This window comes from Streptomyces tailanensis (genome assembly GCF_008386495.1).
GTDB classification, from domain to species: domain Bacteria; phylum Actinomycetota; class Actinomycetes; order Streptomycetales; family Streptomycetaceae; genus Streptomyces; species Streptomyces tailanensis.
In genome coordinates, this window is sequence record NZ_VTHJ01000020.1 from 42,305 (window position 1) to 69,175 (window position 26,871).

Annotated in this window: 25 protein-coding genes and 1 tRNA gene; 11 read left to right on the forward strand and 15 right to left on the reverse strand. The window is 70.3% G+C overall.

Annotated elements, in window-relative coordinates; translation table 11 throughout:
• Window positions 1–62: 62 nt before the first annotated feature.
• Window positions 63–449: a hypothetical protein gene (locus tag F3T56_RS18335; RefSeq protein WP_246203686.1), complete on the forward strand. Its 387-nt coding sequence runs from the start codon at window positions 63–65 to the stop codon at window positions 447–449.
• Window positions 450–500: 51 nt separating this feature from the next.
• Here F3T56_RS18335 and F3T56_RS18340 read toward each other — a convergent pair.
• From F3T56_RS18340 to galU, 7 genes are all read right to left on the reverse strand, one after another.
• Window positions 501–574: transfer RNA gene (locus F3T56_RS18340), tRNA-Ala, on the reverse strand.
• 93 nt (window positions 575–667) lie between these two features.
• Window positions 668–1,879 (reverse strand): divisome protein SepX/GlpR, encoded by a 1,212-nt coding sequence (sepX, locus tag F3T56_RS18345; RefSeq protein ID WP_149826255.1) that lies wholly within the window; start codon window positions 1,877–1,879, stop codon window positions 668–670.
• Window positions 1,880–2,113: 234 nt separating this feature from the next.
• Window positions 2,114–2,752: a GNAT family N-acetyltransferase gene (locus F3T56_RS18350; protein ID WP_149826256.1), complete on the reverse strand. Its 639-nt coding sequence runs from the start codon at window positions 2,750–2,752 to the stop codon at window positions 2,114–2,116.
• Between the two features lie 20 nt (window positions 2,753–2,772).
• Window positions 2,773–3,282, reverse strand: a complete 510-nt coding sequence (locus F3T56_RS18355; RefSeq protein ID WP_149826257.1) for a MogA/MoaB family molybdenum cofactor biosynthesis protein — start codon at window positions 3,280–3,282, stop codon at window positions 2,773–2,775.
• Window positions 3,279–3,761 carry a cyclic pyranopterin monophosphate synthase MoaC gene (gene moaC / locus F3T56_RS18360; RefSeq protein ID WP_149826258.1) on the reverse strand — a complete coding sequence of 161 codons (483 nt, stop codon included), beginning with the start codon at window positions 3,759–3,761 and terminating at the stop codon, window positions 3,279–3,281. The genes F3T56_RS18355 and moaC overlap by 4 nt, the downstream gene beginning before the upstream one ends.
• A 188-nt stretch (window positions 3,762–3,949) precedes the next feature.
• Window positions 3,950–5,272 carry a molybdotransferase-like divisome protein Glp gene (glp, locus tag F3T56_RS18365; RefSeq protein ID WP_149826259.1) on the reverse strand — a complete coding sequence of 441 codons (1,323 nt, stop codon included), beginning with the start codon at window positions 5,270–5,272 and terminating at the stop codon, window positions 3,950–3,952.
• A gap of 5 nt (window positions 5,273–5,277) precedes the next feature.
• A complete protein-coding gene (galU, locus tag F3T56_RS18370) occupies window positions 5,278–6,180 on the reverse strand; it encodes a UTP--glucose-1-phosphate uridylyltransferase GalU (RefSeq protein ID WP_149826260.1) in 903 nt (300 codons plus the stop codon).
• A gap of 133 nt (window positions 6,181–6,313) precedes the next feature.
• On the opposite strand from galU, the gene F3T56_RS18375 reads away from it, so the two are divergent.
• On the forward strand, window positions 6,314–6,892 hold the full coding sequence (locus tag F3T56_RS18375; protein WP_149826261.1) for a 5-formyltetrahydrofolate cyclo-ligase: 579 nt from the start codon (window positions 6,314–6,316) through the stop codon (window positions 6,890–6,892).
• A gap of 55 nt (window positions 6,893–6,947) precedes the next feature.
• On the opposite strand, the gene F3T56_RS18380 is transcribed toward F3T56_RS18375, so the two are convergent.
• The gene (locus F3T56_RS18380) at window positions 6,948–9,779 is read right to left on the reverse strand and encodes a penicillin acylase family protein (protein WP_149826262.1); all 2,832 of its coding nucleotides are present in this window, start codon (window positions 9,777–9,779) and stop codon (window positions 6,948–6,950) included.
• A gap of 287 nt (window positions 9,780–10,066) precedes the next feature.
• Between F3T56_RS18380 and F3T56_RS18385 the strand changes: the two genes are divergently transcribed.
• The 6 genes from F3T56_RS18385 (at window position 10,067) to mscL (ending at window position 16,258) form a co-directional block, all read left to right on the forward strand.
• Window positions 10,067–11,584 (forward strand): potassium/proton antiporter, encoded by a 1,518-nt coding sequence (locus tag F3T56_RS18385; protein WP_149826263.1) that lies wholly within the window; start codon window positions 10,067–10,069, stop codon window positions 11,582–11,584.
• Between the two features lie 312 nt (window positions 11,585–11,896).
• Entirely contained in the window at window positions 11,897–13,177 is a 1,281-nt protein-coding gene (locus F3T56_RS18390) for an MFS transporter (RefSeq protein ID WP_149826264.1), read from the forward strand.
• Between the two features lie 69 nt (window positions 13,178–13,246).
• Window positions 13,247–13,588: an FmdB family zinc ribbon protein gene (locus F3T56_RS18395; protein ID WP_149826265.1), complete on the forward strand. Its 342-nt coding sequence runs from the start codon at window positions 13,247–13,249 to the stop codon at window positions 13,586–13,588.
• A 135-nt stretch (window positions 13,589–13,723) separates the two neighbouring features.
• Window positions 13,724–14,575, forward strand: coding sequence for an S-methyl-5'-thioadenosine phosphorylase (locus tag F3T56_RS18400; protein ID WP_149826333.1), 852 nt, complete (start codon window positions 13,724–13,726; stop codon window positions 14,573–14,575).
• 462 nt (window positions 14,576–15,037) lie between these two features.
• Entirely contained in the window at window positions 15,038–15,628 is a 591-nt protein-coding gene (locus F3T56_RS47910) for a hypothetical protein (protein WP_425473589.1), read from the forward strand.
• Between the two features lie 153 nt (window positions 15,629–15,781).
• Window positions 15,782–16,258 carry a large conductance mechanosensitive channel protein MscL gene (gene mscL, locus F3T56_RS18410; protein ID WP_149826267.1) on the forward strand — a complete coding sequence of 159 codons (477 nt, stop codon included), beginning with the start codon at window positions 15,782–15,784 and terminating at the stop codon, window positions 16,256–16,258.
• 31 nt (window positions 16,259–16,289) lie between these two features.
• On the opposite strand, the gene F3T56_RS18415 is transcribed toward mscL, so the two are convergent.
• Together F3T56_RS18415 and F3T56_RS18420 are read right to left on the reverse strand one after the other, a co-directional pair.
• Window positions 16,290–16,472 (reverse strand): hypothetical protein, encoded by a 183-nt coding sequence (locus tag F3T56_RS18415; protein ID WP_149826268.1) that lies wholly within the window; start codon window positions 16,470–16,472, stop codon window positions 16,290–16,292.
• Window positions 16,473–16,657: 185 nt separating this feature from the next.
• The gene (locus F3T56_RS18420) at window positions 16,658–18,484 is read right to left on the reverse strand and encodes a recombinase family protein (RefSeq protein WP_149826269.1); all 1,827 of its coding nucleotides are present in this window, start codon (window positions 18,482–18,484) and stop codon (window positions 16,658–16,660) included.
• Between the two features lie 288 nt (window positions 18,485–18,772).
• Here F3T56_RS18420 and F3T56_RS18425 point away from each other — a divergent pair, with 288 nt between their 5' ends.
• From F3T56_RS18425 to F3T56_RS18435, 3 genes are all read left to right on the forward strand, one after another.
• Window positions 18,773–19,816, forward strand: coding sequence for a P1 family peptidase (locus F3T56_RS18425; protein WP_149826270.1), 1,044 nt, complete (start codon window positions 18,773–18,775; stop codon window positions 19,814–19,816).
• Between the two features lie 244 nt (window positions 19,817–20,060).
• Complete coding sequence (locus tag F3T56_RS18430) at window positions 20,061–21,278, forward strand: L,D-transpeptidase (protein ID WP_149826334.1); 1,218 nt, start codon at window positions 20,061–20,063, stop codon at window positions 21,276–21,278.
• A 284-nt stretch (window positions 21,279–21,562) separates the two neighbouring features.
• Window positions 21,563–22,321, forward strand: a complete 759-nt coding sequence (locus tag F3T56_RS18435) for a DUF6227 family protein (RefSeq protein ID WP_149826271.1) — start codon at window positions 21,563–21,565, stop codon at window positions 22,319–22,321.
• Window positions 22,322–22,387: 66 nt separating this feature from the next.
• Here the strand turns inward: F3T56_RS18435 and F3T56_RS18440 are convergent, their stop codons facing one another.
• The 5 genes from F3T56_RS18440 to F3T56_RS18460 all read right to left on the reverse strand — a co-directional run bounded on the left by F3T56_RS18440 (window position 22,388) and on the right by F3T56_RS18460 (window position 26,867).
• Entirely contained in the window at window positions 22,388–22,666 is a 279-nt protein-coding gene (locus F3T56_RS18440; RefSeq protein ID WP_149826272.1) for a hypothetical protein, read from the reverse strand.
• Window positions 22,667–22,892: 226 nt separating this feature from the next.
• The gene (locus tag F3T56_RS18445) at window positions 22,893–24,971 is read right to left on the reverse strand and encodes a PTS fructose transporter subunit IIABC (RefSeq protein WP_149826273.1); all 2,079 of its coding nucleotides are present in this window, start codon (window positions 24,969–24,971) and stop codon (window positions 22,893–22,895) included.
• On the reverse strand, window positions 24,968–25,150 hold the full coding sequence (locus F3T56_RS18450) for a hypothetical protein (protein WP_149826274.1): 183 nt from the start codon (window positions 25,148–25,150) through the stop codon (window positions 24,968–24,970). The genes F3T56_RS18445 and F3T56_RS18450 overlap by 4 nt, the downstream gene beginning before the upstream one ends.
• Window positions 25,147–26,094, reverse strand: a complete 948-nt coding sequence (pfkB, locus tag F3T56_RS18455) for a 1-phosphofructokinase (RefSeq protein ID WP_149826335.1) — start codon at window positions 26,092–26,094, stop codon at window positions 25,147–25,149. The genes F3T56_RS18450 and pfkB overlap by 4 nt, the downstream gene beginning before the upstream one ends.
• Before the next feature lie 11 nt (window positions 26,095–26,105).
• Entirely contained in the window at window positions 26,106–26,867 is a 762-nt protein-coding gene (locus tag F3T56_RS18460; RefSeq protein WP_149826275.1) for a DeoR/GlpR family DNA-binding transcription regulator, read from the reverse strand.
• Window positions 26,868–26,871: the final 4 nt, after the last annotated feature.

The window sequence follows — 26,871 nt, forward strand, 5'->3', positions numbered from 1 at the left end:
GGCAACCCTGGGGCACGTAAATCCCCGTGCGCCCAGGGATGTTGCCCGCCTACGGTGCAGTCGTGCGAAAGAACCAACGCCTGCGCCGCCTCGTCGTCGGCGACACCACCTGGCACTGGACGGTCCGCCAACGCTCCCGCGTGGCCTACGACCACTGCCATCTGAAGCTGACCCTCTACCCGGAGGGCCCCGGGCGCCGCCGTCTGGTCCTGCTCTTCTCCCCGGCCGAGAACCGCGTCGTCTCCAACTGCTACTTCGACGCCGGCGCCCTGGTCCGCCTCCCGGACCACACCTACCTCAACCTCCACGAGCCCGGCACGGTCCGCCGCCTCCTGGACGCCGCCGCCCCGGCCCTGGCGCTCCACCCTTCGGCCCAGACGGTCGAGCTGGACGGCTGGCCGTACTTCGACGCGATCACACAGCCCGTGCAGCCCGCGCCATCCGTCTGACAACACGTCAGAGCCCCCAGTGGTGATCACCACTGGGGGCTCTGAGCTGCGTGGACCTGAGGGGATTTGAACCCCTGGCCCCCTCGATGCGAACGAGGTGCGCTACCGGACTGCGCCACAGGCCCTTGCAACGAGTGAAACTCTAGCATCCCCGTCCGGGTGCTTGGAAATCCGTTCCCGAGCGGTCACGGACCGGCTCCCCGGCTGGTCAGAGGAGGTCACTCGTTGGCCGCCCGGGGGCGGTCGCCGTCCTCGTACTGGTCGAAGAGCGGGGTGCGGCCGCGTTCACGGGAGCGGCGGGCGGACTTGGCGCGGCGGGCGTCGGAGCGACCGCCGCCGGGGGCGTCGGCGGCCGGAGGCTCATCGGCGGCGGCTTCCGGCTCGGGCTCAGGCTCGCGCGCCGGCGCGTTCGACGAGGCGTGCGGGTCGGCGGCGCTGGAGCGCGCGGAGCTCCACGCGTCCGGTGCGCCGAGGTCGACGCCGGACGTGGCCCGGGGCGCCACCGGCGCGGTGACGTACGTCGGGAGCGGCACGGGTACCGGGTCCCAGCTGTCGCCCTGGGCGGGCCGCCGCTGGCGCTCGCGCTGCTGGTCGACCCACTCGGCGTGGTCGGTCTGCTCGACGAGGGCGCGCCGGTCGGCCGCGAGCGCGGTCAGGTCGGGCCTGGTCTCCTCGGTGTTCTCTGGCCCGTCCTCCGGCTCGTCGGCGTCCGCCGCCTCGGGCACCGGCCGCCGCCGGGGCTGCCGCTCCCGCAGCCGCTGCGCCGCCACCTCGGCCTGCCGCCGGTCCATGGTGTACGCGAACCGCTTCTGCTCCTGGCGGCGCAGATGCGCGATGTACGCGCTCAGCAGCACCGCCGGTACGGCCGGCGCCCACAGGAAGGCGAGTCCGCCGACCGCCGCGACGACCGCGCCGAGCGTGAAGGCGAGGAAGAGCATCACGGTCGTACGCCGCCGGCGCGCGAGCACCTTCGAGCGCCGGGCCCGCGCCACGGCCTCCGGCGACGTGTCCCGGCGCGCGGCCCTCGGCTGCTTGGCCGACTTCGCCTGCGGCGCCGGTTTCCCCGCCTGCTGCTTCGGCTGTTGGTGCGCCTGCTGTTGCGGCTGTCGCGGTGACTCACCCCGCTCCACCGGCAGTTGGGCCTTCGTGTGCTCCCGTTGCGGGGGCATGGCGAAGGCCCGGACGTCCACCGAGTCGGTGACGTCGCCCGGGTCGGCGTGGGGCTCCCCCTCTTCGGCGGAGCGCGCCCGCAGGTCCTTGGCGTATCGGCGCTCCATGCCCGCCCGTCCGGAAAGCAGCCGGATGGCGGTGCTGAAGCGTTCCGTCGGACGGGCTTCGTTCAGCTCGTCCTGCCTACGGAGCCACATCGGCACCAAGTAGGCGGCCCAGGCCCCGACGATGACTGCGTAGATGAGGCCGCTGCTGCTCACGCCTCACACGGTAGAGGGGTTTGCGTGAGGCCATCTGCCAATTGAGCCGGTGTGTCGCACGATCTGGCTGATATTTCGAGCTTTTTTTGTGAACGATGCGATCAGCAGGCCGCCGCGGGAAGGAAATTAACGCACCGAGAAGGCTTCGACTCGGTCATCCCGATCGCCGGTCGTTCCATGACCGATCCCCGGTCGATCCGTGGGCGATCTATTTTTTTCGAACACGTATTTCATTTATTGGGGCTGGCCGGGCTTGCCCGCGTCGGAGCCGGCGTTCCGCGTCCGTTGCCGCTGGTCCCGCCGCCAGCGGCCGAGCAGACCCTCCGGCACCTCTTCGGCGGTGAGCGCGAAGACGAGATGGTCCCGCCAGGCGCCGTCAATGTGGAGATAGCGTGGACGCAGGCCTTCCTCGCGGAATCCGAGTTTCTCCACGACCCGCCGACTGCGCCGGTTCTCGGGGCGAATACAGACCTCGATGCGGTGCAGCCCCACGGTCCGGAAGCAGTGGTCGACGACGAGCGCCACCGCCGTCGGCATCACGCCCCGGCCGGCGACCGATTCGTCGACCCAGTAGCCGACGTGCCCGGAGCACATCGATCCCCAGGTGATCCCGGCGACCGTCAACTGCCCGACGAGCTGCCCCTGGTACTCGATCACGAAGGGCAGCATCCGGCCCGCGTTCGCCTCCGCCCGCAGATGGCGGACCATCTGACGGTACGTCGGCCGGTGCGCGATGGGCCCGCTGGGGGTGGGCGGCGGAATGGTCGCCTCCCAGGGGCGCAGCCAGTCCCGGTTGCGCCGGTTGACCTCGCGCCAGGCCCGTTGGTCGCGCATCCTTATGGGCCGCAGGACGATATCGCCGTCCGCCAGCACGACTGGCCAGGATGGGCTGTTCAGCTCGCACCCCCGTGGCTGGGTCTGGGGTGGTCGCCGCCGCGGAGCTGGTCGACGGCGTGGGTCAGCAGCGGTTCCAGTACGGCCAGACCGTCCCGTACGCCGCCGGTGGAGCCCGGCAGGTTGACGATCAGGGTCCGGCCCGCGACTCCGGCGAGGCCCCGTGAGAGCGCCGCCGTGGGCACCTTGTCCCGGCCGTAGGCCCTGATCGCCTCGGGGATGCCGGGCACCTCGTGGTCAAGGACCACGCGGGTGGCCTCGGGGGTGCGGTCGGTGGGCGAGATGCCCGTACCGCCGGTGGTCACGATCACGTCGTACCCGGTGTCGACGCCCGCCCGCAGCGCGGCCTCCACGGGGTCGCCGTCCGGGACGATCTGGGGGCCGTCGACGGCGAAGCCGAACCCCGCGAGTGCCTCGGCGATCAGGGGACCGCCCTTGTCCTCGTAGACCCCGGCGGCGGCCCGGTTGGAGGCGGTCACGACGAGCGCGCGATACGAACCGGCGGTCATGACCGGCTCCAGTCGCCCGACTTACCGCCCGTCTTCTCCTCCACACGTACGTCCGTGATGACCGCCCCCTTGTCGACCGCCTTGACCATGTCGATCACGGTGAGCGCGGCGACGGAGACCGCGGTGAGGGCCTCCATCTCGACGCCCGTACGGTCCGTGGTCTTCACCGTGGCCCGGATCTCCACGGCGTCGTCCGCGACCGACAGATCCACTTTGACACCCGCCACTGACAGCGGGTGGCAGAGGGGGATGAGGTCGGGGGTGCGTTTGGCGCCCATGATGCCGGCGATGCGCGCGGTGGCGAGGGCGTCGCCCTTGGGCACGCCCTCGCCGCGCAGCAGTTCGACCACCTGCGGGGAGACCAGGACCCGGCCGCTGGCGCGGGCGGTGCGCGCGGTCACGTCCTTCCCGGAGACGTCGACCATGCGGGCTGCCCCCGCCTCGTCGATGTGGGTCAGTCGGTCCTGCGGCGTGGTCATGGTGGTGTGGCGCTCCCGGTCGGGGCCCGTCGCGATGTGGCGCGCGGCCTGTTGTGCGCGACACGGTACGCCACCCCCGGAGGTTCGGCAGAGCGGGACCGTCCCCTTCCCGGACCGGTCGGCCGAGCAGGACCGTCCGCTCCCCGGCGCCCGTCAGCCGAGCAGGACCGTCCGCTCCCCCGCACCGGTCAGCCGAGCAGGATGACCTCGACCTCCGTGCCGGGCTCGACGGACTCGACGTCCTCGGGGATCACGATCAGCGCGTCCGCGTGCGCTAGGGCCGCGACCAGGTGCGATCCGGCACCCCCTACGGGGGTGACCTCGCCGTCGGCGTACGTCCCGCGCAGGAACTGCCGTCGCCCCGCGGGCGAGGTCAGCCCCTTGGACGCCTGGAGGGTCGCCGTGGTCGTGGGCCGGTGCACGTCCTCCAGGCCCATCAGGGTGCGGATGGCGGGCCGGACGAACAGCTCGAAGGAGACGTACGACGACACCGGGTTGCCCGGGAGGGCGAGCAGCGGGGTGTGGTCGGGGCCGATGGTGCCGAAGCCCTGGGGCTTGCCGGGCTGCATGGCGAGCTTGCGGAACTCTATGCCGGCGCCCTCCTCGTCCTCGTCGCCGACGGACTCCAGAGCCTCCTTGACGACGTCGTACGCCCCCACGCTGACCCCGCCGGTGGTGACCATCATGTCGGCGCGGACGAGCTGGTCCTCGATGGTGGAGCGGAGGGTCTCGGCGTCGTCGGCGACGGCGCCGACGCGGTAGGCGATCGCGCCCGCGTCCCGGGCGGCGGCGGTGAGGGCGAAGCTGTTGGAGTCGTAGATCTGGCCGGTGCCGAGCGGCTCGCCCGGCGGGATCAGCTCGCTGCCGGTGGAGAGCACCACCACGCGCGGGCGCGGGCGCACGCGTACGGTGGCGCGGCCGATGGCGGCGAGCAGGGCGAGCTGCGGCGGGCCGAGGACGGTGCCGGCCGCGAGGGCGCGCTCGCCGGCCTGCACGTCGCTGCCCTTCGCGCGGACGTGCGCGCGTGCCTCGGCGGGGCGGTGCACGGCGACCTGGCCGGTGGCGTCCTCGGGGCTGGCGCTGCGGGCGCGCATCCCGGAGACGGGTCCCTCGCCGAGGCCGCCGTCGGTCCACTCCACGGGGACGACCGTCTCGGCGCCGGGCGGCAGCGGGGCGCCGGTCATGATGCGGGCGGCCTCGCCGGGGCCCACATGGGGCTGCTCGGGCGCGCCCGCGGCCACGTCCCCGATCACCGTCAGGACGGCCGGGTACTCCTCGCTCGCGCCCGCGACATCCGCGACCCGTACCGCGTACCCGTCCATCGAGCTGTTGTCGAACGGCGGCAGCGACAGCGGCACCGTGACGTCCTCGACCAGGACACAGCCCTGGGCGTCGAGGAGTTGCAGCTCGATGGGTTCCAGGGGGCGGACGGTGGCGAGGATGTCCTCCAGGTGTTCGGTCACCGACCAGAACTGGTCCCGGCCGGTGGTGCGGGTCGCGGCGCTGCTCAAAGTGGCTACATCTCCTCGGCTACGTAACTGCGGAGCCAGGTCCGGAAGTCCGGGCCCAGGTCTTCACGTTCGCACGCGAGCCTGACAATGGCACGCAGATAGTCGCCTCGGTCGCCGGTGTCATAGCGGCGGCCCTTGAAGACGACGCCGTGCACGGGGCCGCCGACCTTCTCGTCGGCGGCGAGCTGCTGGAGGGCGTCGGTGAGCTGGATCTCGCCGCCGCGGCCCGGCTCGGTCTTGCGCAGGACCTCGAAGATCTGCGGGGCGAGGACATAGCGGCCGATGATCGCGTAGTTCGACGGGGCGTCGGCCGGGTCCGGCTTCTCGACCATGCCCGTCACCTTGACGACGTCGCCGTCCTCGGTGCTCTCCACGGCCGCGCAGCCGTAGAGGTGGATCTGCTCGGGTGCGACCTCCATGAGCGCGATGACGCTGCCGCCGTGCTGCTCCTGGACCTCGACCATGCGCTTGAGGAGGGGGTCGCGCGGGTCGATCAGGTCGTCGCCGAGGAGGACCGCGAAGGGCTCGTTGCCCACGTGCGGGGCGGCGCACAGGACGGCGTGACCGAGGCCCTTGGGGTCGCCCTGGCGGACGTAGTGGATGGTCGCGAGGTCGCTGGACTCCTGGACCTTGGCCAGGCGGCCGGCGTCGCCCTTCTTCTGCAGGGCCGACTCCAGCTCGTAGTTCCGGTCGAAGTGGTCCTCGAGGGGGCGCTTGTTGCGGCCGGTGATCATCAGGACGTCGTCGAGCCCCGCCGATGCGGCCTCTTCGACCACGTACTGGATCGCCGGCTTGTCCACGACCGGCAACATCTCCTTGGGAGTGGCCTTGGTCGCCGGCAGGAAGCGGGTTCCGAGACCCGCGGCGGGGATGACAGCCTTGCTGATCCTGGGGTTCACCTCAGTCATGGCGGCAACCATATCCGGTGCCTTTGAGGCGAATCTGTGGCTGCAATTAATTCGCTCTCATATAAGCCGATTACGAACAGTACTGGAGCAACCTGTGAGCAGGATGAGGAACGGACCGGAGTCTGCCAAGCAAATGTTGCGGCGAGAGCTCCTCCTGGTGAGGAAAGGGTTGACGCAGGATGACGTCCGGAAAACGACGGACGCCCTTGCCACCCGGGCCCTCGATCTGCCCGAGCTGGCACACGCGCGCACGGTCGCGGCGTACGTCTCCGTGGGGAGCGAACCGGGCACCCTCGCGCTCCTCGACGCGCTACGCGCACGCGGGGTGCGCGTCCTGCTCCCGGTCCTGCTGCCCGACAACGATCTGGACTGGGGCGTCTACGACGGCGAGGGCTCCCTCGCGCGCGTGCAACACGGCGGCGGCCGCATGGCCCTGCTGGAGCCCGCCGGCGAGCGCCTCGGCCCCGACGCGGTGACCGGCGCCGACGCCGTCCTGCTGCCGGGCCTCGCCGTCGACGCCCGCGGCATGCGCCTCGGCCGCGGCGGCGGCTCCTACGACCGCGTCCTCGCCCGCCTGGAGCGCGCGGGCGCCGATCCGGCCCTGGTGGTGCTCCTGTACGACTCGGAGGTCGTCGACCGGGTCCCGGAGGAGGAACACGACCGCCCGGTGCACGCGGTGGTGACCCCTTCGGGGGTGCGCCGCTTCGCCTGAACGCAAAAACGGCCTCCACGCGTGCGTGGAGGCCGTTTTTGTCGCTAGCCGGAGGTCATGGCTTGAGCAGCAGCGTGTCGCTGGTGTTGTCGTCGACCGCCTTGTCCGAGAAGTACCAGGTCAGCAGTTCGCCCTTGGCCCATTTGTCGGTCTGGTCGGTGTAGTGGGGGCTGTAGGCGTGCCCGGAAGCGCCGGTGAGGTTGATCCACTTGGACTTGTCGAGGTCCCCGAGGTTCACCACCATGCGCATCGAGGGCACCCAGACGACCTCGTAGCCGCCGGCCGCGTTCCAGCCGGTCGCGTTGGCCGTGGCCTCGCCGCCGCCGAGCTTCCAGGGGCCGCGGTTGAGCATGTACTGCAGGAAACCGGGGCCTTCGGTGCCGAGGGTCTGGTTCTTCAGGAACAGGCGGTGCAGCCGGCCCCAGCTCCAGGTGTCGATGTCCTTGCCGAGCTTGGCGGTCAGCTCCCAACGGGCGTCCCGCATGGCCCGCTTGAACAGCTCGTCACGGGAGTCCACGGCCTTCTGGGTGCGCGTCTTCGGGGTCGACCACCAGGCGTTGTCCTGGTCGTCGATGATGCGGCGGACCACCTCGAACCAGCGGTCGCCACCGTCCGGCTGCGCCTGGTCGGCGTCGCGCTGACCGCACTCGCGCACCTTCTGGTCCTCGTCCGCCGGTCCGGTGGTGTCGACCGGCTCGACCGACAGGCACTGGCCCTCGACCCGCAGCTCCTTGGGCAGCTTGTTGCCGAAGGCGAGCTTGAGGATGTTGCGCCAGACCGAGTTGAAGTACGCGGCGGCCGCCGAGTCGGCGTCCTGGGTGTAGTCCCAGCCCTCCAGGAGCTTCTGCGCCTCACGGACGTGCTTGTCGTCGACGTCGATCTTGAGCAGCAGCGGCACGAGCAGCTTGGCGATCTCGCTGCTGTTGTCCATCTGCATCTGGCGCATGTCCTCGGTGGAGATCTTCCCGCCGCCCTTGATCTTCGACTCGACGAGGCTGGTGATGCGCTGCGCGCGCGTGCCGTAGCCCCAGTCGGTGGTCAGCTTGTGCGGGTAGTCCTTGCCGACGACGGCCTGGTTGGCGGTGACGATGTAGCCGCGGGACGGGTTGTACTCGTAGGGCAGCTCGTCCTGCTCGAGATAGTCGTCCTTCTTGTTGTCCTTGGTGCCTTCGGGCCCCCAGCTGTACTTGGGGTCCCAACCCGGCGCCGGGACGGAGCCGTCATGGCCCTTCGCGCGCGCGGGGATCTTGCCGGGCAGCGTGTAGCCGATGTTGTCCTCGGTGTCGGCGTAGATCAGGTTCTGCGAGGGGACGTCGAACAGGGCGGCGGCCTCGCGGAAGTCCTCCCAGTCCGCGGCCTTGTTCATCGCGAAGACGGCGTCCATGGTGGTGCCGGCGTCGAGCGCGGTCCAGCGCAGGGCGATACCGTAGCCGTCGCCGCGGTCGGGGGCGTCCTGGTCGACTTCGGCCTTCTTGCCGACCTGGACCAGTTCGCTGTTGCGGTCGGACAGCAGGGGGCCGTTGTTGGTGGTGCGGACGACGATCTTCTTGGACGTGCCGCCGGCGACCTCGATGGTCTCCTCGCGGGTGTCGAAGGGCTTGACCTTGCCGTCGTACTCGTAGCCGTCGCCGGTGAGCTTCTCCAGGTACAGGTCGGTGACGTCGACGCCGGAGTTGGTCATGCCCCAGGAGATGTCCGCGTTGTGGCCGATGATCACGCCGGGCATGCCCGCGAAGGTGTAGCCGGCCACGTCGTACCGGCACTTCTCGGAGACCGACTTGCAGTGCAGGCCCATCTGGTACCAGACCGACGGCAGCTGGGCCGACAGGTGCGGGTCGTTGGCGAGCAGCGGCTTGCCGGTGATGGTGTGGTCGCCGGAGACGACCCAGGAGTTGGAGCCGATGCCGTTGCCGTTCACACCGACGGCCTCGGGCAGGTCCTCCAAGGCGTCGTAGAGGCCCGCCAGCTGGGTCTGGAGCGCCCCGGAGTCCGTGGAGGTGCCGGCGGTTCCCGCGTCCGTTCCCGTGCCGCCCGCGCCCTGCGTGGAGCCGTCGGTGCTCTGCGACGACTGGGACCGGGACGACTGCGAGGACTGCGCGTCGCCGGACCAGACCTCGTTGATCTCGTCGTACGCGCCCTCCTGCACGATCGTCTCGTTGCGGGAGTACGGGTACTGCGGGTACAGGTCGGCGATCTGCTGCGGGCCGAGGCGGCTGGTCATCAGGGCGCGGTCGATCTCGTCCTGCATGTTGCCGCGCAGGTCCCAGGCCATCGCCTTCAGCCAGGCGATCGAGTCGACCGGGGTCCACTCCTCGGGCGTGTAGTCGTTCTCGAAGCCGAGGGCCGCGTACTCAAGGGAGATCTCGTCACCGCTCTTGCCGGCGAGGTAGGCGTTGACACCCTTGGCGTACGCGTCGAGGTACTTCTTCGTCTCGGCGGACAGGACGTTCTTGTACTCGTCCTCGGCGATCCGGTGCCAGCCGAGGGTGCGCAGGAACTCGTCGTTGTCGACCTGGCCCTCGCCGAACATCTCCGAGAGGCGGCCGGCCGTCATGTGGCGGCGCACGTCCATCTCGTAGAACCGGTCCTGCGCCTGGACATAGCCCTGCGCCATGAACAGGTCCTCGTCGGTGGAGGCGTAGATCTGCGGGATCCCGTAGCCGTCGCGCTTGACGTCCACCGGACCGGCGAGGCCGTCCAGGGTTATCGAGCCCTTGGTCTGCGGGAAGGAGGCGCGGACGGTGCTGACGGACCAGAACGCCCCGTAGCCGACGCCTCCGATGATGGCCAGGACCAGGACAATCAGGAGGAGTCGGGCTTTGCGCCCCTTCTTCCTGCCGGACTTGCCGGACTGCTGGCCGGAGGAGGAGGTGGTGTTGGGGGGCATCGCTGTCCTTGCTGTCCTAACACGAGCGGCAGGTCGGGCTGTGCTTTGTACTGAACGCTGGAGCAACCATAGGCGCAGGGCCCGACACGACTTGACGCGGAGTCGGGAACTGGCCCTGACGGACGTTCGATCATGCACCCGCAAGCGTCAAGAAATCGTCAAGAGTTAGGTAAGGTAACGAAGTACTTGCCGTGCCCTGTCCGAGAAACGTCGGAGAGTACGGGTACTGGTACTGCCCTGATCGGCTACTGCCCTGATCGGCGAGAAACGAGAAAGGTACGGCCCTCCTGACTGTCCACGACCTCAACCAGCTCCTGCTCATCTGCTCGCTCGTCCTGCTCGTCGCGGTCGCCGCGGTCCGGATCTCCTCGCGCAGCGGGCTCCCCAGCCTGCTCGTCTACCTGGGCATCGGCGTCGCCATGGGCCAGGACGGCATCGGCGACATCCACTTCAACAACGCCGAGCTGACCCAGGTCATCGGCTACGCGGCCCTCGTCGTGATCCTGGCGGAGGGCGGCCTCGGCACGAAGTGGAAGGAGGTCAAGCCGGCCCTGTCGGCCGCCGCCTCGCTGGCGCTGGTCGGTGTCGCGGTGAGCGTCGGCGTCACGGCGGCGGGCGCGCACTACCTGGTCGGGCTGGAGTGGCGTCAGGCACTGATCATCGGCGCGGTGGTGTCCTCCACGGACGCGGCGGCCGTCTTCTCGGTGCTGCGCAAAATCCCCCTCCCCGCGCGCCTGACGGGCACGCTGGAGGCCGAGTCCGGCTTCAACGACGCCCCGGTGGTCATCCTCGTCGTCGCGCTCTCCGCGTCCGGACCCGTCGAACACTGGTACGCCCTGATCGGCGTCATAGCCCTGGAGCTGGCCATAGGCGCGGCCATCGGCCTCGCCACGGGCTGGCTCGGCGCGTACGGCCTGCGGCACGTGGCGCTGCCCGCCTCCGGCCTCTACCCGATCGCCGTCATGGCCATCGCCGTCGCCGCGTACGCGGCGGGCGCGCTCGCCCACGGCAGCGGCTTCCTCGCCGTCTACCTGGCCTCCATGGTCCTCGGCAACTCCAAGCTGCCGCACTGGCCGGCCACCCGCGGCTTCGCCGAAGGGGTCGGCTGGATCGCCCAGATCGGCATGTTCGTCCTGCTCGGCCTGCTCGTCACCCCGCACGAGATGGGCGACGACATCTGGCCCGCGCTCGTCATCGGCCTGGTGCTCACCATGGTCGCCCGACCGCTGAGCGTCGTCGTCGCGCTGTCGCCATTCCGGATCCCCTGGCGGGAACAGACACTGCTGTCCTGGGCCGGACTGCGCGGCGCGGTGCCCATCATCCTGGCGACGATCCCCATGGTGAGCGAGATCGAGGGCAGCCGCCGGATCTTCAACATCGTCTTCGTGCTGGTCGTGGTCTACACGCTCGTCCAGGGACCGACCCTGCCCTGGCTGGCCCGCACACTGCGCCTCGGCGGCGCCGGCGACGAGGCCGCCGATCTCGGCATCGAATCGGCGCCCCTGGAGCGGCTGCGCGGCCATCTGCTGTCCGTCGCCATCCCGGATAAGTCCCGTATGCACGGCGTCGAGGTCAACGAACTGCGGCTGCCCGCGGGCGCCGCCGTCACCCTCATCGTCCGCGACGGCAAGTCCTTCGTGCCGCTCCCGACCACCGTGCTGCGCCGCGGCGACGAACTCCTCGTCGTCGCCACGGACCCCGTCCGCGACAGCGCGGAACGCCGCCTCAGGGCCGTCGGCCAGGGCGGCAAGCTGGCCGGGTGGCTGGGGACGGGGAACAACGGGGACGGGCATGAAGGTCGTTGACGGGGAGGTCGTTGCCGTCAACGGGAAGGTCGTTAAGGGGGCGTTTCACAGGGTTCACACCCTCTGGAATCACGGGCGTGGTCGCCCCATGGTGCTCATTTTCACAGGTCACCCGGCCGGTGACCCTGTACGATGAAGGCGCACTTGATCGGACCAACTCTGTCTGAAGCAGAGCTGGCGCGAACGTATGGCGGTCGGGACGCCCCTCGCAGTGGGCGCCGGCATCTACCGCAGTAGCGCAAGAGGACAGCTCTCGGCGCCCGATCCCCACACACCGGGGACCGCGCTACCAGGCAGCGGAAAGGCACGGCCGTGGCATCCACGGTCACCTCGAACACCTCGAAGGCGTCCCGCCCGGGCTACGGGCAGCTGCTGCGCACCCGTGGCGCGTGGACGTTCCTCCTCCCCGGCTTCGCGGCCCGCCAGCCGTTCGCGATGCTGACGCTCTCCATCGTGCTGCTGGTGCAGCACACCACCGGCTCGTACGGGGCGGCCGGCGCCGTCGCCGCCGTCACCGGTGTCTCCATGGCACTGTTCGCCCCCTACAGCGGCCGTCTGGCCGACCGCTACGGCCAGCGCGCCGTCCTGATCCCGGGCGTCCTCGTCCACGGGGTGGCCGGTCTGTCCCTGACGGCGCTGGCGCTCGCGGGCGCCCCCCTGTGGGCGCTGTTCGCCGCCGCCGTGCCGACGGGCGCCTCGGTGCCGCAGGTCGGGCCCATGGTCCGGGCCCGCTGGGGCGTCAAGCTCCAGGACTCGCCCCTGATGACCACCGCCGCGGCATTCGAGTCCGTCACCGACGAGCTGACCTTCGTACTCGGCCCGCTGCTGGCGACCGCGCTGTGCACCGCCGTGGACCCGGCCGCCGGTCTGCTCACGGAGGCCGCGCTCACCCTGATCGGCGGTCTGCTGTTCGCCGCCCAGCGGGGCACCCAGCCCAAGGTCGTGTCGATGGCCCACGCGCGCGTGGAGCACGCTTCCGCCCTGTCCGTCCCCGGGGTGCGCGTCCTGATCGTCACCTTCCTGGGCATCGGCTCCGTCTTCGGCGGCTTGCAGGTCTCGCTCGCCGCTTTCTCCGAGTCGATCGGCGACCCCGGCCTGAACGGCGTCCTGTACGGCGTCTTCGCCGCCGGCAACATGCTCTCCGGCCTCGTCTGCGGCGCGATCGCCTGGAGGGTGGCTCCGCAGCGGCGCCTGATCGTCGGATACGCGGCCCTCGCGCTGGCGGCCTCCGCCCTGTGGACCGCCGACTCCGTGCTCGTCCTCGCCGCGCTCGGCCTGGTGGTCGGCATGTGCATCGCCCCCGCCCTGATCACCGGCTACACCCTGGTCGACGGTCTGGTCCCGGCGGGCGCCCGTACTGAGGCCTTCACCTGGCTCACCGGCGCGGTCGCACTCGGCCAGGCGGCCGCCGTCACGGCCGCCGGACAGCTGGAGGACCGGCTCTGGAGCGGGGCCGGTTTCCTGGTCCCGATGGCCGGTACGGCACTGGCGCTGGCGACCCTCGTGGCCCTGCGCTCGCGCCTCGCGACGCGGCCCCGGAGTCGTACGGTCGCACGTGTCATCGGTCACCGAGTGCCGCTGACAGTGGACTGATCCCCGGGGAATAGGTCACTATGGACTGTCGTTAGCACTCATCGAGTGAGAGTGCCAGGAGGAAGACCAGTGCCGACGTACCAGTACCAGTGCACCGAATGCGGTGAGGGCCTCGAAGCGGTGCAGAAGTTCACCGACGACGCCCTGACCGAGTGCCCCAGCTGCAATGGCCGCCTCAAGAAGGTGTTCTCCGCGGTCGGCATCGTCTTCAAGGGCTCCGGCTTCTACCGGAACGACAGCCGCGGCTCGTCGTCGAGCAGCAGCCCGGCGTCGAAGTCGGCTTCGTCCGCGTCCTCGTCCTCGTCGGACTCGAAGACCTCCTCGTCGTCGACGTCGTCCTCGTCGTCCGACTCGAAGTCGTCGTCATCCTCCTCCGGCTCCTCCTCCACCAGCAGCAGCTCCGCCGCGTAGGTCTTTCGTCCGGGCCCTGTCGTCGTCGTACGTCGGCAGGGTCTTCGGCGTTTCCGGGGCCGGGCGGAGGTGGGCGGGCGGCCCGGTTAGGGTGCGGGCATGGCGAACACGGAGCACGTGGAGAGCGTGGAGAACATGGCGGGATCGGCACCGGCAGGCGCGGCCGAGATCGGTGTCATCGGCGGTTCGGGGTTCTACTCCTTCCTCGACGACGTGACCGAGATACAGGTGGACACCCCCTACGGATCGCCCAGCGACTCCCTCTTCCTCGGCGAGATCGCCGGCCGCCGGGTCGCCTTCCTGCCCCGCCACGGCCGCGGCCACCACCTCCCACCGCACCGCATCAACTACCGGGCCAACCTGTGGGCCCTGCGCTCCGTCGGGGCGCGCCAGGTGCTCGGCCCGTGCGCGGTGGGCGGTCTGCGGCCGGAGTACGGACCGGGCACGCTGCTCGTGCCGGACCAGTTGGTGGACCGTACGAAATCCCGGGACCAGACGTACTTCGACGGCCTCCCGCGGGACGACGGCACGATCCCCAACGTCGTCCACGTCTCGCTCGCCGACCCGTACTGCCCGGTCGGCCGCAAGGCCGCCCTCGAAGCCGCGCGCGGCCGTGACTGGGAACCGGTGGACGGCGGCACCCTGGTCGTGGTCGAGGGCCCCCGCTTCTCGACCCGCGCCGAGTCCCTGTGGCACCAGGCCCAGGGCTGGTCCGTCGTCGGCATGACCGGCCACCCCGAGGCGATCCTCGCCCGCGAACTCGAGCTCTGCTACACCTCCCTGACCCTCGTCACCGACCTCGACGCCGGCGCCGAAACCGGCGAGGGCGTCTCCCACGAGGAAGTCCTGGAAGTCTTCGCCGCCAACATCGACCGCCTACGCGGAGTCCTCTTCGACACGGTCGCCGCGCTACCGCCGGCCGACACCCGAGATTGCCTGTGCACGAAGGCCTTGGGCGGCATGGACCCGGGGTTCGCACTGCCGTAAAGGGGTGACGCCGGAGGGCTGGCTGACGCCGCGGGGCCGGACCGCCGCTCAGACGAGGTGGCACCTCCACGCCGTCCAGCGCTTGTGACGAGGCGTATATCCAGCCCGTCCGGCGTTTGAGGACGAGCCCGAAGGGCGATTCACCACCCACTCACCTGCGGACGACCCACCCACCCGGCCGGGGTATGGAGGCGGGGGGGGTCTGGGGGCGGCAGCCCCCAGGAGCGGGGTTGAAGGGGCGGCGGCAGCCCCTGGATGGGGGTCCCCCCACTCGAGCGAAGCCGAGAGTGGTGGAGGGACGGGTAGGGGCGGCGGGGGCGGAACTCCTCGTTCGAGTGCCGGAGTTTTCCACAACCTGCCGACGGTCCACAGCCCGCAGCAGGCTCCGCCGCGAAGCCTCATCGTGGGACCGCAAGCCGATCTCACACAGCAGGTGGTGACCCCATGTCCCGTCCCTCGTCCATGCCCTCCTCCTCTTCCTTCCCCTCCCCCACATCCGCATCCGCCCGCCCTTCCCACGCCACACGCACCCCCTCCTGGGCCGCCGGCCCACCCGGCACAGACACCCCTCCCACCTGCGAAGTCCCCCACTTCGCCCCACTCCGCGTACGCGGCGGCGCACACCGCCTGCGCCGCCTGGCCCGCTGCCGAAGGCGAGCCATGGCGGCAGGCCTGGCGGTGACGGTGGCCGCCCTGCTGGCGACGGGCGCGGGCCCGAGGGAGGCCGAACGGGTCCGGGGCCACCCCGTGGCAGACCCCGTACCCAAGCGGAGCGCAACCGCCGAGAAGGTGGCCGCCCCGGTACGGATCGCGGACGGCGCGACGGTACGGCTGCTGCGCCCCGGCGACCGGGTCGACGTGATCGCGGCCGAGGAGTCCGCGACGGGCATCGGCGCCGCCCGAGTGGTCGCCCGCGGCGCCCGCGTCGCCGAGGTGCCGACCGCGAGCGCCACCGAGAGCGGCGCCCTGGTCGTCCTGTCGGTGCCCCGCCCCACGGCGGCACGGCTGGCGGGCGCGGGCGCCACGTCCCGCCTGGCGGTGACGCTGTGGTGAGCCTGCTGTCAAGGCCCTCGTTGGAGGGACCCAACTGCACACGCCGGCCAACCCTTGACGTAGGTTGCGGAGTCGTTTGTTCCACAACGGGCTGTTGTACAACCAGCCGTTGGACAACCAGCCGTTCTACAACCAGCGCAGAGAGGCCTCGTGGTGAGCGAGAAGAAGGAGCCGAGCATCTGGGAGGGCTTCAAGGCCTTCCTGATGCGGGGGAACGTCGTCGACCTGGCGGTCGCCGTGGTCATCGGCGCGGCCTTCACCAACATCGTCAACTCGGTCGTGAAGGGGGTCATCAGCCCGCTGATCGGGGCGTTCGGCACCAAGAACCTCGACCAGTACCGCTTGTGTCTGAAGGACCCGTGTCAGGTGGCGGCGGACGGTACGGTCACCGAGGGCGTCGCGATCCTGTGGGGCTCGGTGCTGAACGCGACCCTCAGCTTCCTCATCACCGCGGCCGTCGTCTACTTCCTGATGGTCCTCCCCATGGCCAAGTACCTGGCCCGCCAGGAGGCCCGCCGCAAGGCGAAGGAGGGCGCCCACGAGGTCATCGAGGTGACCGAGCTGGAGGTGCTCAAGGAGATCCGCGACGCCCTGGTGGCCCAGCGCGGCTCGGGACACGACCGCGGCTAGCCGGGGCGTTCACGGCCCCCGCCCGGCGGCGTCAGAGGTGGTGGGGCGGCTTCTCGTCGAGGAACCGCTTGAGGTCGGCCGCGCTGTCGCCGCCGTCGCCGGGCCGCTCGCCCCAGCCGCGGTCAGTGTCATCCGAAGACTGCTGGTCCAGCGGGTCATCGAAAATCAGCGCGGGCCTCGGCTCGCGCGCCTCGCGGGTGGGGGCGGTACTCATGCGTCCAGGGTACGACCCCGACGGGCGAGAGGCGTCCCTGCCGTCCCGCAGGTTCACACTACGTACCAGGTTGTGAGCCACGAAGCTGGTCCTGCCAGGGCCGTCCGCCCCCTGTGGGCGTATCGTGCGGTACGAAGGGCCCCGGCCGCAGGGCGGCGGGTCGCGAGGTGGCGGTGCGGCAGGACTCACGCGGCTGCCTCAGGGACATGCCTCGTCCTGCTGCGTTCCCCAACCTCGACTCCAACGTCCAGACGCAGTGCGTCGGCATTCTTGTCTCTCCAGACAGGCACGAGACGGTCCACGATCGGTGTTTTGTCTCCCCGTCCCTTGGGGGGCTTCACGGTGACCCTATTCAGCGCTGCCTGAATGAGGGCCCGGCGCCCAGCAATTCCCGCACCCTCCCAAAGGGCGGCCAGTGCTTCAGGGTTCGCAAGAGCCGACAGGTCAGAGTCCTTTGAGAGATCCGCAAGTTCGGCCTTGAGACTCGCGATCTGGGCCGCCAGTTCCCCTCGGAGGCCATCGAACTGTGCCTCATCCATGCCCCCGCCGATGAAGAATTCTCTAGTCAGTTTCATATCCCGACTTACCGCGTCATCGAGCGCTGCCCCTACAGAACGCCTGCGTGCCTCCTTCGCGGGGTCCTGGTAGGACAGCCAACGTCGGGCGATCCCACGGATCGTGGGCGAGTCCGGAACTAGATTCAGGACATGATCCATCCAAAGAACCTCCATCGCCTCGTCCACCCGCTCACGCATGGTCGCGATCCCCTGACACACAGACTTTCCCTGATTCACACGGGCAAGGCATCGATAGTTACGCCCGCCGTTCCCCATAGGGCCGTTGCAGTGTGGACAGCGCAGGACGCCAGTCATGATGGTGGCTGCCTCGCGGATGCCGCGCGTTCTGTCGCCAATCGTCGTACCTGGGCGTGAGCGACCCGAGATAATGGCCTTGATCTTCTCCCACTCCTCGAAGGTGACCACTCCCTGACCCGCACGGACAGGATGACCCCCTGCGCCAAGGAGCGGACCTCCACCACGGTGCCACTTGTCGAGGAGAGTCCCGAATTCGTCGGTCTGGCGATCACGGTTCGGGATGAGACCTGCCCAACTCGGCGACTGCGCAAGGTTGATGACTGTCTGAGCCCGCCATTTCTTGCCGTGGCGTGTGGAAATTTTCCGCTCATTGAGATCATTGGCGATCTCGGCAGGTGTCATCTTGTCCAACAGGCGCTCAGCGATCAGCGTGCGCGCGTATGTGTATTCCGCTGGGTCATGTTGAAGCTTCCCCGATCCCTTGGGGCAGCGGAGCCCGTACGGTGTCACTCCGCCCGGCCAACGCCCCTCCGCCTTATGCGCGTCGCCCCCGGTCTTTGTCCGGAGCGAAATATCCTTGGCCTCTTCACGAGCTCGCTCCGAGAGAAATCCGAAGAGAGTCCGTCCGCCCCTCGAAGAGTCCAGCCCTTCAATGACGCTCACCAAACGCGCAGCACAATCGTCGAAGTCATCGAGGAGCAAGCCGACTTGACCCATGCCTCGACGCGAAAGACGGTCGGTCTTCCATACGTAAAGCGTCTTTGAGTGACCGTCCAAGACTGCCTGGTACGCATTCTCGAACTCCTCACGTCGGACATGCGACTTGCTCGCGCTCCGCTGCTCGAACCACACACGCCGGATCATCTTCCCTTCGACGACCGCGAGGCGACACACATCCCGCACATGGGCCCGGACGGTAGTCAGCGTGTCCCGCTTCTTCGAGCGCCTGATGTACACCTCCGCGAGGTCTTCCGGGGCCCCGGTCGGCACGTCCCACAGACCGAGTCGCCGAAGCTCGTCATCCTCGAAGCCCAGTGCGCGCAGAGTCGACAGGTCATCACGTTCCATGGTCATCCGTTCGTCTACTGGGACCGCTTCACGCTGCCCCCACGGACGATTGAACTCCTCAATGGGTATCAGCGCAGATGAATAGCGATATTGCTCCGACACTCCACAGGGAACGTGGATGAACTTCATGACACGGCGTCGACTTCCGCATGCCGCCCAGGTCGCGAAGGCGCCGGCATCAAATCAGCCGCACCACCAGCAGACACAGCCGCGAGAACGTCTACGTGATCACCGACCCGACGCTGGCCGCCTCGGCCCGCGGTGCCCCTGCCGGCGGTGGTGACCGGCGTGACACTGACGGCGCGCGCATGGCCGCCCGAGAGAGCATGGAGCGAGTGAAGGCGTCGGTCGCGTAAGAGCCGGAAAAGGGCTAGAGAGGTCAACCGACGGCGCCAGTCACTGGACGAGACTGGGCTCATGACAGTTGACGCTCTGACAGACGTCGCGGGGCTACGGGTGGGGCACGCGACGCGCAACGGCGACGGTTGGCTCACCGGCACGACGGTCGTCCTCGCCTCCGAGGGCGGGGCCGTCGCCGCCGTGGACGTACGCGGTGGGGGCCCCGGCACCAAGGAGACCGACGCTCTCGATCCACGCAACCTGGTGCAGAAGGTCGAGGCGGTGGTGCTGACCGGGGGCAGCGCGTACGGGCTGGACTCCGCGTCGGGGGTGATGGCCTGGCTGGAGGAGCACGGACGCGGTGTACGGGTCGGCCCCGACCCGGCGCATGTCGTGCCGGTGGTGCCCGCCGCCTGTGTCTTCGACCTGGGCCGCGGTGGCGACTTCCGGGCCAGACCGGACGCGGCGACCGGCCGGGCGGCGGTGGAGGCGGCCGCCGGGACCGGGCCCGGTGCCCCGGTCGTGGAGGGGTGCGTGGGCGCGGGGACGGGGGCGACGGTCGGGCTGCTCAAGGGCGGCATCGGCACCGCGAGTACCGTGCTCGGCTCGGGGATCACGGTGGCCGCGCTGGTGGTGGCCAACGCCGCGGGATCGGCGATGGATCCGGGGACGGGGGTGCTGTACGGGGAGTTGTTCGAGGGACGTACGACGTATCCGGCGCCCGATATCCACGAGGTCGCGCTCCGGCGCCTCGCCGAAACCGCCGCGAAAAGCCCGCCTCCTCCGCTGAACACCACTCTGGCCGTCGTCGCCACTAACGCCGACCTGACCCGCGCCCAGGCCCAGAAGCTGGCCGGCACCGCCCATGACGGCATCGCCCGCGCCGTACGCCCCGTCCACCTGCTCAACGACGGCGACACGGTCTTCACCCTGGCGACGGGCACGCACACCCTGCCGCCCCAGTCCGGCCCCCTCGCCCTGAACGAACTGCTCGCAGCAGGCGCGGACTTGGTGACCCGGGCGATCGTACGAGCGGTACGGGCAGCCGAGTCGGTGGACGGGCTGGGCGGAGTGTGGCCGTCCTACGGGGAGTTGTACGGCGAGTTCGAGGAAGGGGCATGACACAGCGCGAGTGAGGCGTGCCGTGGGTGGGGAGAGCCGCCGTTCCGGCGGAGTAGGGGGTTCCGGGGAGGGGGGCTGGGGGGGGAGGGGAGGGGCCCTACCGGGTAGGCGATTGTCCCGGTTCTGTCACGTGATGCTGTGGATCGGGCCGGTCGGGAACCTCACCCGGTCGGCGGACGCTCTTCGTCCACGTACGGGAGGGGATCGCGTGGATCACGTGAACGCGTGGGAGTGGGAGCAGATCGTGACGAGGCCGAAGAGTGCTGTGCGGCGTGCGGTGGGGGCCTGTGCCGTGCTGGTGGTCGGGGCGTTGACGCTCACCGGGTGCGGTGGGGACGCCAAGGCCGACAACAAGGACGGTGGCAAGGGCGCGTCGGCCAAGGACTCGGCGGCGACGATCACGATCTCGGCCAAGGACGGTTCGACGGGGGCGTCGATCAACGCGACCGGTGTGAAGGTCAGCGATGGCAAGCTGACCGAGGTGACGATGACCGCGGCGGAGAGCGGCGCGGACGTACCGGGTGAGATCGCGGCGGACGGGCTGTCCTGGAAGCCGAAGGAGCAGTTGGAGCGCGGGACGAAGTACCGGATCTCGGCGACCGCGAAGAACGCCGGGGGAAAGACGTCGGCGGCCAACTCCATCTTCACCACCGTCTCCTCGGCCAACAGCTTCATAGGCACGTACACGCCCGACAACGGCACGACGGTCGGGGTGGGGATGCCGGTGTCGTTCACGTTCGACAAGGCGATCACCGACCAGAAGGCCGTGCAGTCGCACATCACGGTGACGTCGAGCGGTGGGCAGGAGGTGGTCGGGCACTGGTTCGGGGCGCAGCGGCTCGACTTCCGGCCCGAGGAGTACTGGAAGGCCGGGTCCAAGGTCACGATGAAGATCGACCTGGACGGTGTCGAGGGCGCGAACGGCGTCTACGGGGTGCAGGACAAGACAGTCACCTTCACCGTCGGGCGTTCACAGGTATCCACGGTCGACGTCAACACGCAGACCATGACGGTCGTACGGGACGGCAAGACGATCAAGACGGTGCCGATCTCGGCCGGCAGTGCGGAGAACCCGACGTACAACGGGCAGATGGTGATCTCGGAGAAGTTCACGCAGACGCGGATGAACGGATCCACGGTCGGCTTCGGCGGGGAGTACGACATCCCGGACGTGCCGCACGCGATGCGGCTGACGACGTCGGGCACGTTCGTCCACGGCAACTACTGGTACAGCAGGTCCAACCCGCCCTTCGGGCGGCAGGGCACCAGCCACGGCTGCGTCGGGCTCGCGGACGTCCAGGGGGCGAACGGCGACACGGTCGGCAAGTGGTTCTTCGACAACTCGCTGATCGGGGATGTGGTGGTCGTCAAGAACTCTCCCGACGAGACGGTCGCCCCGGACAACGGTCTCAATGGCTGGAACATGTCCTGGAGCGCCTGGACGGCGGGCAGCGCCGCCTGAGTGGAGGTCGGCGCCGCCCGAGCCGAAGTCGGCGCCTGCCGAGCCGAAGTCGGCATCGTCCGAGCGAGAGTCGGCGCCATCCGGCCATTGTTCGGGGCCGTCCGATCCAGGACGGGACCCCATCTGACCAAGGGCTTCCGGGAGTTCGTGGGGCCGCGCGGGAACCAACCGCGCGGCTCCGGCGTTTTATGGACGTACGTTTTCTCGGTTCCCGGACATGATGTCCGACCGAGGGGCTACGGTATGCACCCACAAGGTGACATGCAGCAACGCCGGGAGAAACCTTGAGCGTTCCGTACGAGACGGCAGCGTACGAGCCACCCGAGTCGCCCGAGTCTCCGGAGGAGCACCTCGCGCGACTCCTCGGTCGCGCCCTGAACTCCTTCGAGCTGCCCGACGAGACGATACGGCTGCTGGACTGCGCCCTCGCGCACGACAGCTCGCTGCACTCCGCGCACTACAGTTCGGGGCTGCACCGGGCGACGTACCGGCACACCTGGCTGCTCACCGACGGATCCGCTGTCACGCTGTGGGAGCTCGTGCACAACACCGTGCCAGGCAGCGAGACCCAGCACGAGGTGTACACGGACGACGAGGAGCTGCGGGCCGCCACCGCGCGCCTGCCGCTGCCGCCGGACGCCCCCGACTTCGAGCTGCCCGCCATGGTGGAGCTGACGGCGTTCCCCGAGCCGCGCCACGAGTACGTGCCCGACGACTCGGCGGACCACGCCCGACGGCTGCTGCGGCGCGCGGAGAACCCGGACCCTCCCGGGGACGAGCTCGCCACCCTGCTGCTGCGGACCGCGTTCGCGCACGAGATCACCCAGGCCTTCGGCCGCCCGAGCCGGCCCGGTCGGCGCGGCCGGCCGGGGCTGAGCTTCTCGCTCTACGAGCACGCGTTCCTGCTCATCGACGGGCAGGAGGTCTCCCTGTGGGAGGTCGAGCACACGGCCACGCCGGACGGACGTCATATGTGCGAGGTGTACGCGACGGAGGACGCGGCCCGGGACGCGATGGAGCGACGGGCGGGGAGCCTCGGGTAAGGCGCAAGAAGGGGCTCAGGACGGGGCTTGGGCAGCCGTTCCGGACTCAGGTACGCGGTGAAGGGCTCAGGCGGGGCGGTCGTCGGTGAACTGGCGGGCCAGGAACGCGAAGGCGTCCTGTTCCGCCGGGGTCAGCTCCGCGTGTTCGACGTGCGGGCCCTTCCTGCGCTGGTGGGGCAGGGCCCGCAGGCGGTGACCACGGCGCCGGGCCATCTCGGCGAAGCGGACGCGGTGCACCTCACGGTCCCGGCGCAGCACACGGACCAGCACGGCGACCCAGATGACCGCCGCGAGGGCGAGGGCGGCCACGCCCACCAACTGGAGGATCGACACGTGCTCAGGCATGCCCACCAGTAGACACCACCGGACGGGACTTTGAGCCCGGACCGTGACGTATCTCGCAGGTGCGGCGTACAACTCACAGGGGTTGTAAAGGCGCTCAAAGGGGCGCGCGGGGTGCTGCGGGGTATCCGGGCCGCGCCCGAACGCGTGCGGCCGCAGCCCCGGCGAGGGGCTGCGGCCGACGTACGGTCACGGGTTCACGCTGCGACCGGGATTCCAGAGGTGGTGCTCAGGCCGCGACCGGCTCCTTCGTTTCGGTCTTCGCGGCGGCCGGGGCCGACTCGGCCGCGGCGCCCGGCTGGGTCTTGCGCATGCCCTTCAGGACGATGACCAGGCCGGCCGTGATCGCCGTACCGACCGCGATGGCCAGCAGGTACAGGAGCGGCTTGCCGATCAGCGGGGTGACCCAGATGCCGCCGTGCGGGGCGCGCAGGGTCGAACCGAAGGCCATGGTCAGCGCGCCGGTGACCGCGCCGCCCGCCATGGAGGCGGGGATGACCCGCAGCGGGTCGGCGGCGGCGAACGGGATCGCGCCCTCGGAGATGAAGGAGGCACCGAGCACCCAGGCCGCCTTGCCGTTCTCACGCTCGGCGGTGGTGAACAGCTTCTTGCGGATCGTGGTGGCGAGGGCCATGCCGAGCGGCGGGACCATACCGGCGGCCATCACCGCGGCCATGATCTTCATCGCGGCGGGACTCGGGTCCTGCACGGCGATACCGGCGGTGGCGAAGGCGTACGCGACCTTGTTGACCGGGCCGCCCAGGTCGAAGCACATCATCAGGCCGAGCAGGATGCCGAGCAGGACGGCGTTGGAGCCGGAGAGGCCGCTCAGCCAGTCGGTCATGCCCTTCTGGGCCTCGGCGATGGGCTTGCCGATCACGATCAGCATCAGGAAGCCGACGACGGTCGACGAGACGAGCGGAATCACCACCACCGGCATGATGCCGCGCAGTACCGGCGGGATCTTGATCCGCTGGATGGCGAGGACCACCGCACCGGCCAGCAGACCGGCGACCAGACCGCCGAGGAAGCCGGCGGCGATGTTGGAGGCGATCATGCCGCCGACGAAGCCGGGGACGAGGCCGGGGCGGTCCGCCATGCCGTACGCGATGTAACCGGCGAGGACGGGGATCAGGAAGCCGAAGGCGACGGCGCCGATCTGGAACAGCAGGGCGGCCCAGCTGTCGATCTGGAGCCAGTCGAAGTGCTCGGTGACCGGCTTGGCCGAGTTGATCTCCCAGCCGCCGATCGCGAAGCCGAGGGCGATCAGCAGACCGCCCGCCGCGACGAACGGGACCATGTAACTGACGCCGGACATCAGCCACTTGCGGAGCTTGGTGCCGTAGCCCTCACCGGGCTCGCCGGCCCGCTCGACGGGCGTGCCGCCGGGCTTGGCAGCCGCGGTGACCTCTCCGCGCGCGGCCTTCTCCCGCACCTCGGTGATCAGCTGGGCGGGGCGGTTGATGCCCGCCTTCACGCCGACGTCGACCGTGGGCTTCCCGGCGAACCGGCCCTTCTCCCGTACGGGCACGTCGTGGGCGAAGATCACGCCGTCGGCGGCGGCGATGACCGCCGGGTCCAGCCGGGAGAAGCCGGCCGAGCCCTGCGTCTCTACGACGATCTCGACGTCACCGGCGTCCCGGCCGGCGTTCTCCAGCGACTCGGCGGCCATGTAGGTGTGCGCGATGCCGGTGGGGCAGGAGGTGACGGCGACGATACGGAACGGGCGACCGCCGTCGGCCGTGGGCTCGTCGGTGGGGTCGGCCGGGGGCTCGGCCGTGGTGGTGCTGACCGCGGCGGAGTCGGGGGAGGCCGTTCCGCCCGACGCCGCCGCGGAGTCTGTGGTGTCCGCCGGGGCTTCCGTCTCCTCGTCGCCCCGGATGAGCGCGGCGGCGCGGGCCGCGTCGTCGACCGAGCGCAGCGCGTCCGTGAACTCGGCGTTCATCAGCTGACGGGCGAGGGAGGACAGGATCGTGAGGTGGGCGTCGTCGGCGCCCGCCGGGGCGGCGATCAGGAAGATCAGGTCGGCGGGACCGTCGGCCGCGCCGAAGTCGATGCCGGCCGCGCTGCGCCCGAAGGCCAGGGTCGGCTCGGTGACGTGCTCGCTGCGGCAGTGCGGGATACCGATGCCGCCGTCGAGGCCGGTCGGCATCTGCGCCTCACGGGCGGCGACGTCGGCGAGGAAGCCGTCCAGGTCGGTGACCCGGCCCTTCGCGGCCATGCGCTCGGCGAGGGCACGTGCCGCCGCTTCCTTCGTCTCGGCGGACAGGTCGAGGTCGACCAGGTCCGCGGTGATCATCTCGCTCATCGCGGGCTCCTTCGCACGCGTATCGCCCTGGGGATGTGGTGGGCGGGGGTGGGGACGGGGGTGTGGGGGGCGCGGGCCGCGAGGGCCGACAGGGGGTGGGGCGGGACGGCGGTGACCAAGGCGAGTAACTCGTGGCCGACACCGTTGAGGGCCTCCCGGAACGGGGGTGCGGCGCTCATGACACCGGCTCCCTCAGCACCCGGTCCACCGGCGCCTCCGCCGTGACCGTCACAGCCGCCGGGTCCAGGTCGGCCGGTGTCGGCATGACGCTGCCCGGTAGTTGTACGGCCGCGGCGCCGTGGGCGACGGCGGAGGCGAGGGCTTCCGGGCCGTCGCCGCCGGCGATCAGGAAACCGGCGAGGGAGGAGTCGCCGGCGCCCACGTTGCTGCGTACGGCGTCGACGCGGGCGCTGCCGAACCAGGCGCCCGAGGCGTTCACCAGCAGCTGCCCGTCGGCGCCGAGGCTGGCGAGTACCGCGTCGGCGCCCATCTCGCGGAGTTCCTCCGCGGCCTTGACGGCGTCGCCGACGGTGGCGAGGGGGCGGCCCACGGCTTCGGCGAGTTCCTCGGCGTTGGGCTTGACGACGTCCGGGCGCTCACGCAGTGCGGCCAGCAGGGCCGGGCCCGAGGTGTCCAGCGCAATCCGGGCGCCCGCGGCGTGGGCGCGGGCGACGAGTTCGGCGTACCAGGACGGGGCGAGACCGCGCGGGAGGCTGCCGCAGCAGGCGATCCAGGAGGCGTCGACGGACTGGGCGCGGACGGTCTCCAGGAGGAGTTCCTCCTCGGCGGCCGACAGCTGCGGGCCCGGCGCGTTGATCTTCGTCAGGACGCCGTCCGACTCGGCGAGGGCGATGTTGGAACGGGTCGCCCCGGCCACCGGCACCCGCGCGACCTCGATCCCCTGCGCGTCGAGCAGGTCCGCGACCAGCGCGCCCGGCGCACCGCCCAGCGGCAGTACGGCCACGGTGCGCTGCCCGGCGGCGGCAACCGCCCGGGAGACGTTGACGCCCTTGCCGCCCGGGTCCATGCGTTCGCCGGTGGCCCGGATGACCTCACCGCGGTCGAGGGAGGGGACCTCGTAGGTACGGTCGAGGGACGGGTTTGGGGTGACGGTGAGGATCATGCGTACTCGTTTCATACACACAGCACTTCCGTGCCGCCGCGCTCGATGGCGAGGGCGTCTTCGGGGCTCAGCCCCTTGTCGGTGATCAGCAGGTCCACGTCGCTCAGGGCGCCGAAGCGGGCGAAGTGTTCCTGGCTGTGCTTGGAGGAGTCGGCGAGCAGTACGACGCGGCGGGCGGCGGCCACCGCCGCGCGCTTCACGGCGGCCTCGGCGAGGTCGGGGGTGGTCAGGCCGTGCTCGGTGGAGAAGCCGTTGGCCGCCACGAAAAGTACATCAGCGCGGATTTCGCCGTAAGCCCGGAGTGCCCAGGCGTCCACGGCGGCGCGCGTACGGTGGCGGACGCGGCCGCCTACCAGGTGGAGCTGGATGCCCGGGTGGTCGGCGAGGCGGGCCGCGATCGGCAGGCTGTGCGTGACCGCGGTGAGCGTGGCCTCGAGCGGGATGGCGGCGGCGAGGCGCGCGACCGTCGTACCGGCGTCGAGGACGACCGTGCCGTCGGTCGGCAGTTCGGCGAGGGCGGCCTGCGCGATACGGTCCTTCTGGTCGGCCGCCGTGCCTTCGCGCTCGGCGAGGTCGGGCTCGAAGTCCAGCCGCCCGGCCGGGATGGCACCGCCGTGCACGCGCTGTACGAGGCCGGCGCGGTCCAGGGCCTTCAGGTCGCGGCGGATCGTCTCGGCCGTGACCTGGAACTCCTCCGCCAGCGACACCACGTCCACCCGGCCGCCGTCACGCGCGAGCCGGAGGATCTCCTGCTGCCGCTCCGGTGCGTACATGTCC

Bases quoted from the DNA above. Each gene is read 5' to 3' on its own strand.
- F3T56_RS18355 (WP_149826257.1), bottom strand. From the start codon at position 3,282: ATGACCGCCGGTTCGTATCGCGCGCTCGTCGTGACCGCCTCCAACCGG.
- moaC (WP_149826258.1), bottom strand. From the start codon at position 3,761: ATGACCACGCCGCAGGACCGACTGACCCACATCGACGAGGCGGGGGCA.
- galU (WP_149826260.1), bottom strand. From the start codon at position 6,180: ATGACTGAGGTGAACCCCAGGATCAGCAAGGCTGTCATCCCCGCCGCG.
- F3T56_RS18375 (WP_149826261.1), top strand. From the start codon at position 6,314: ATGTTGCGGCGAGAGCTCCTCCTGGTGAGGAAAGGGTTGACGCAGGAT.
- F3T56_RS18380 (WP_149826262.1), bottom strand. From the start codon at position 9,779: ATGCCCCCCAACACCACCTCCTCCTCCGGCCAGCAGTCCGGCAAGTCC.
- F3T56_RS18400 (WP_149826333.1), top strand. From the start codon at position 13,724: ATGGCGGGATCGGCACCGGCAGGCGCGGCCGAGATCGGTGTCATCGGC.
- F3T56_RS47910 (WP_425473589.1), top strand. From the start codon at position 15,038: ATGCCCTCCTCCTCTTCCTTCCCCTCCCCCACATCCGCATCCGCCCGC.
- F3T56_RS18415 (WP_149826268.1), bottom strand. From the start codon at position 16,472: ATGAGTACCGCCCCCACCCGCGAGGCGCGCGAGCCGAGGCCCGCGCTG.
- F3T56_RS18420 (WP_149826269.1), bottom strand. From the start codon at position 18,484: ATGAAGTTCATCCACGTTCCCTGTGGAGTGTCGGAGCAATATCGCTAT.
- F3T56_RS18425 (WP_149826270.1), top strand. From the start codon at position 18,773: ATGACAGTTGACGCTCTGACAGACGTCGCGGGGCTACGGGTGGGGCAC.
- F3T56_RS18440 (WP_149826272.1), bottom strand. From the start codon at position 22,666: ATGCCTGAGCACGTGTCGATCCTCCAGTTGGTGGGCGTGGCCGCCCTC.
- F3T56_RS18445 (WP_149826273.1), bottom strand. From the start codon at position 24,971: ATGAGCGAGATGATCACCGCGGACCTGGTCGACCTCGACCTGTCCGCC.
- F3T56_RS18450 (WP_149826274.1), bottom strand. From the start codon at position 25,150: ATGAGCGCCGCACCCCCGTTCCGGGAGGCCCTCAACGGTGTCGGCCAC.
- pfkB (WP_149826335.1), bottom strand. From the start codon at position 26,094: ATGATCCTCACCGTCACCCCAAACCCGTCCCTCGACCGTACCTACGAG.
- F3T56_RS18460 (WP_149826275.1), bottom strand. From the start codon at position 26,867: ATGTACGCACCGGAGCGGCAGCAGGAGATCCTCCGGCTCGCGCGTGAC.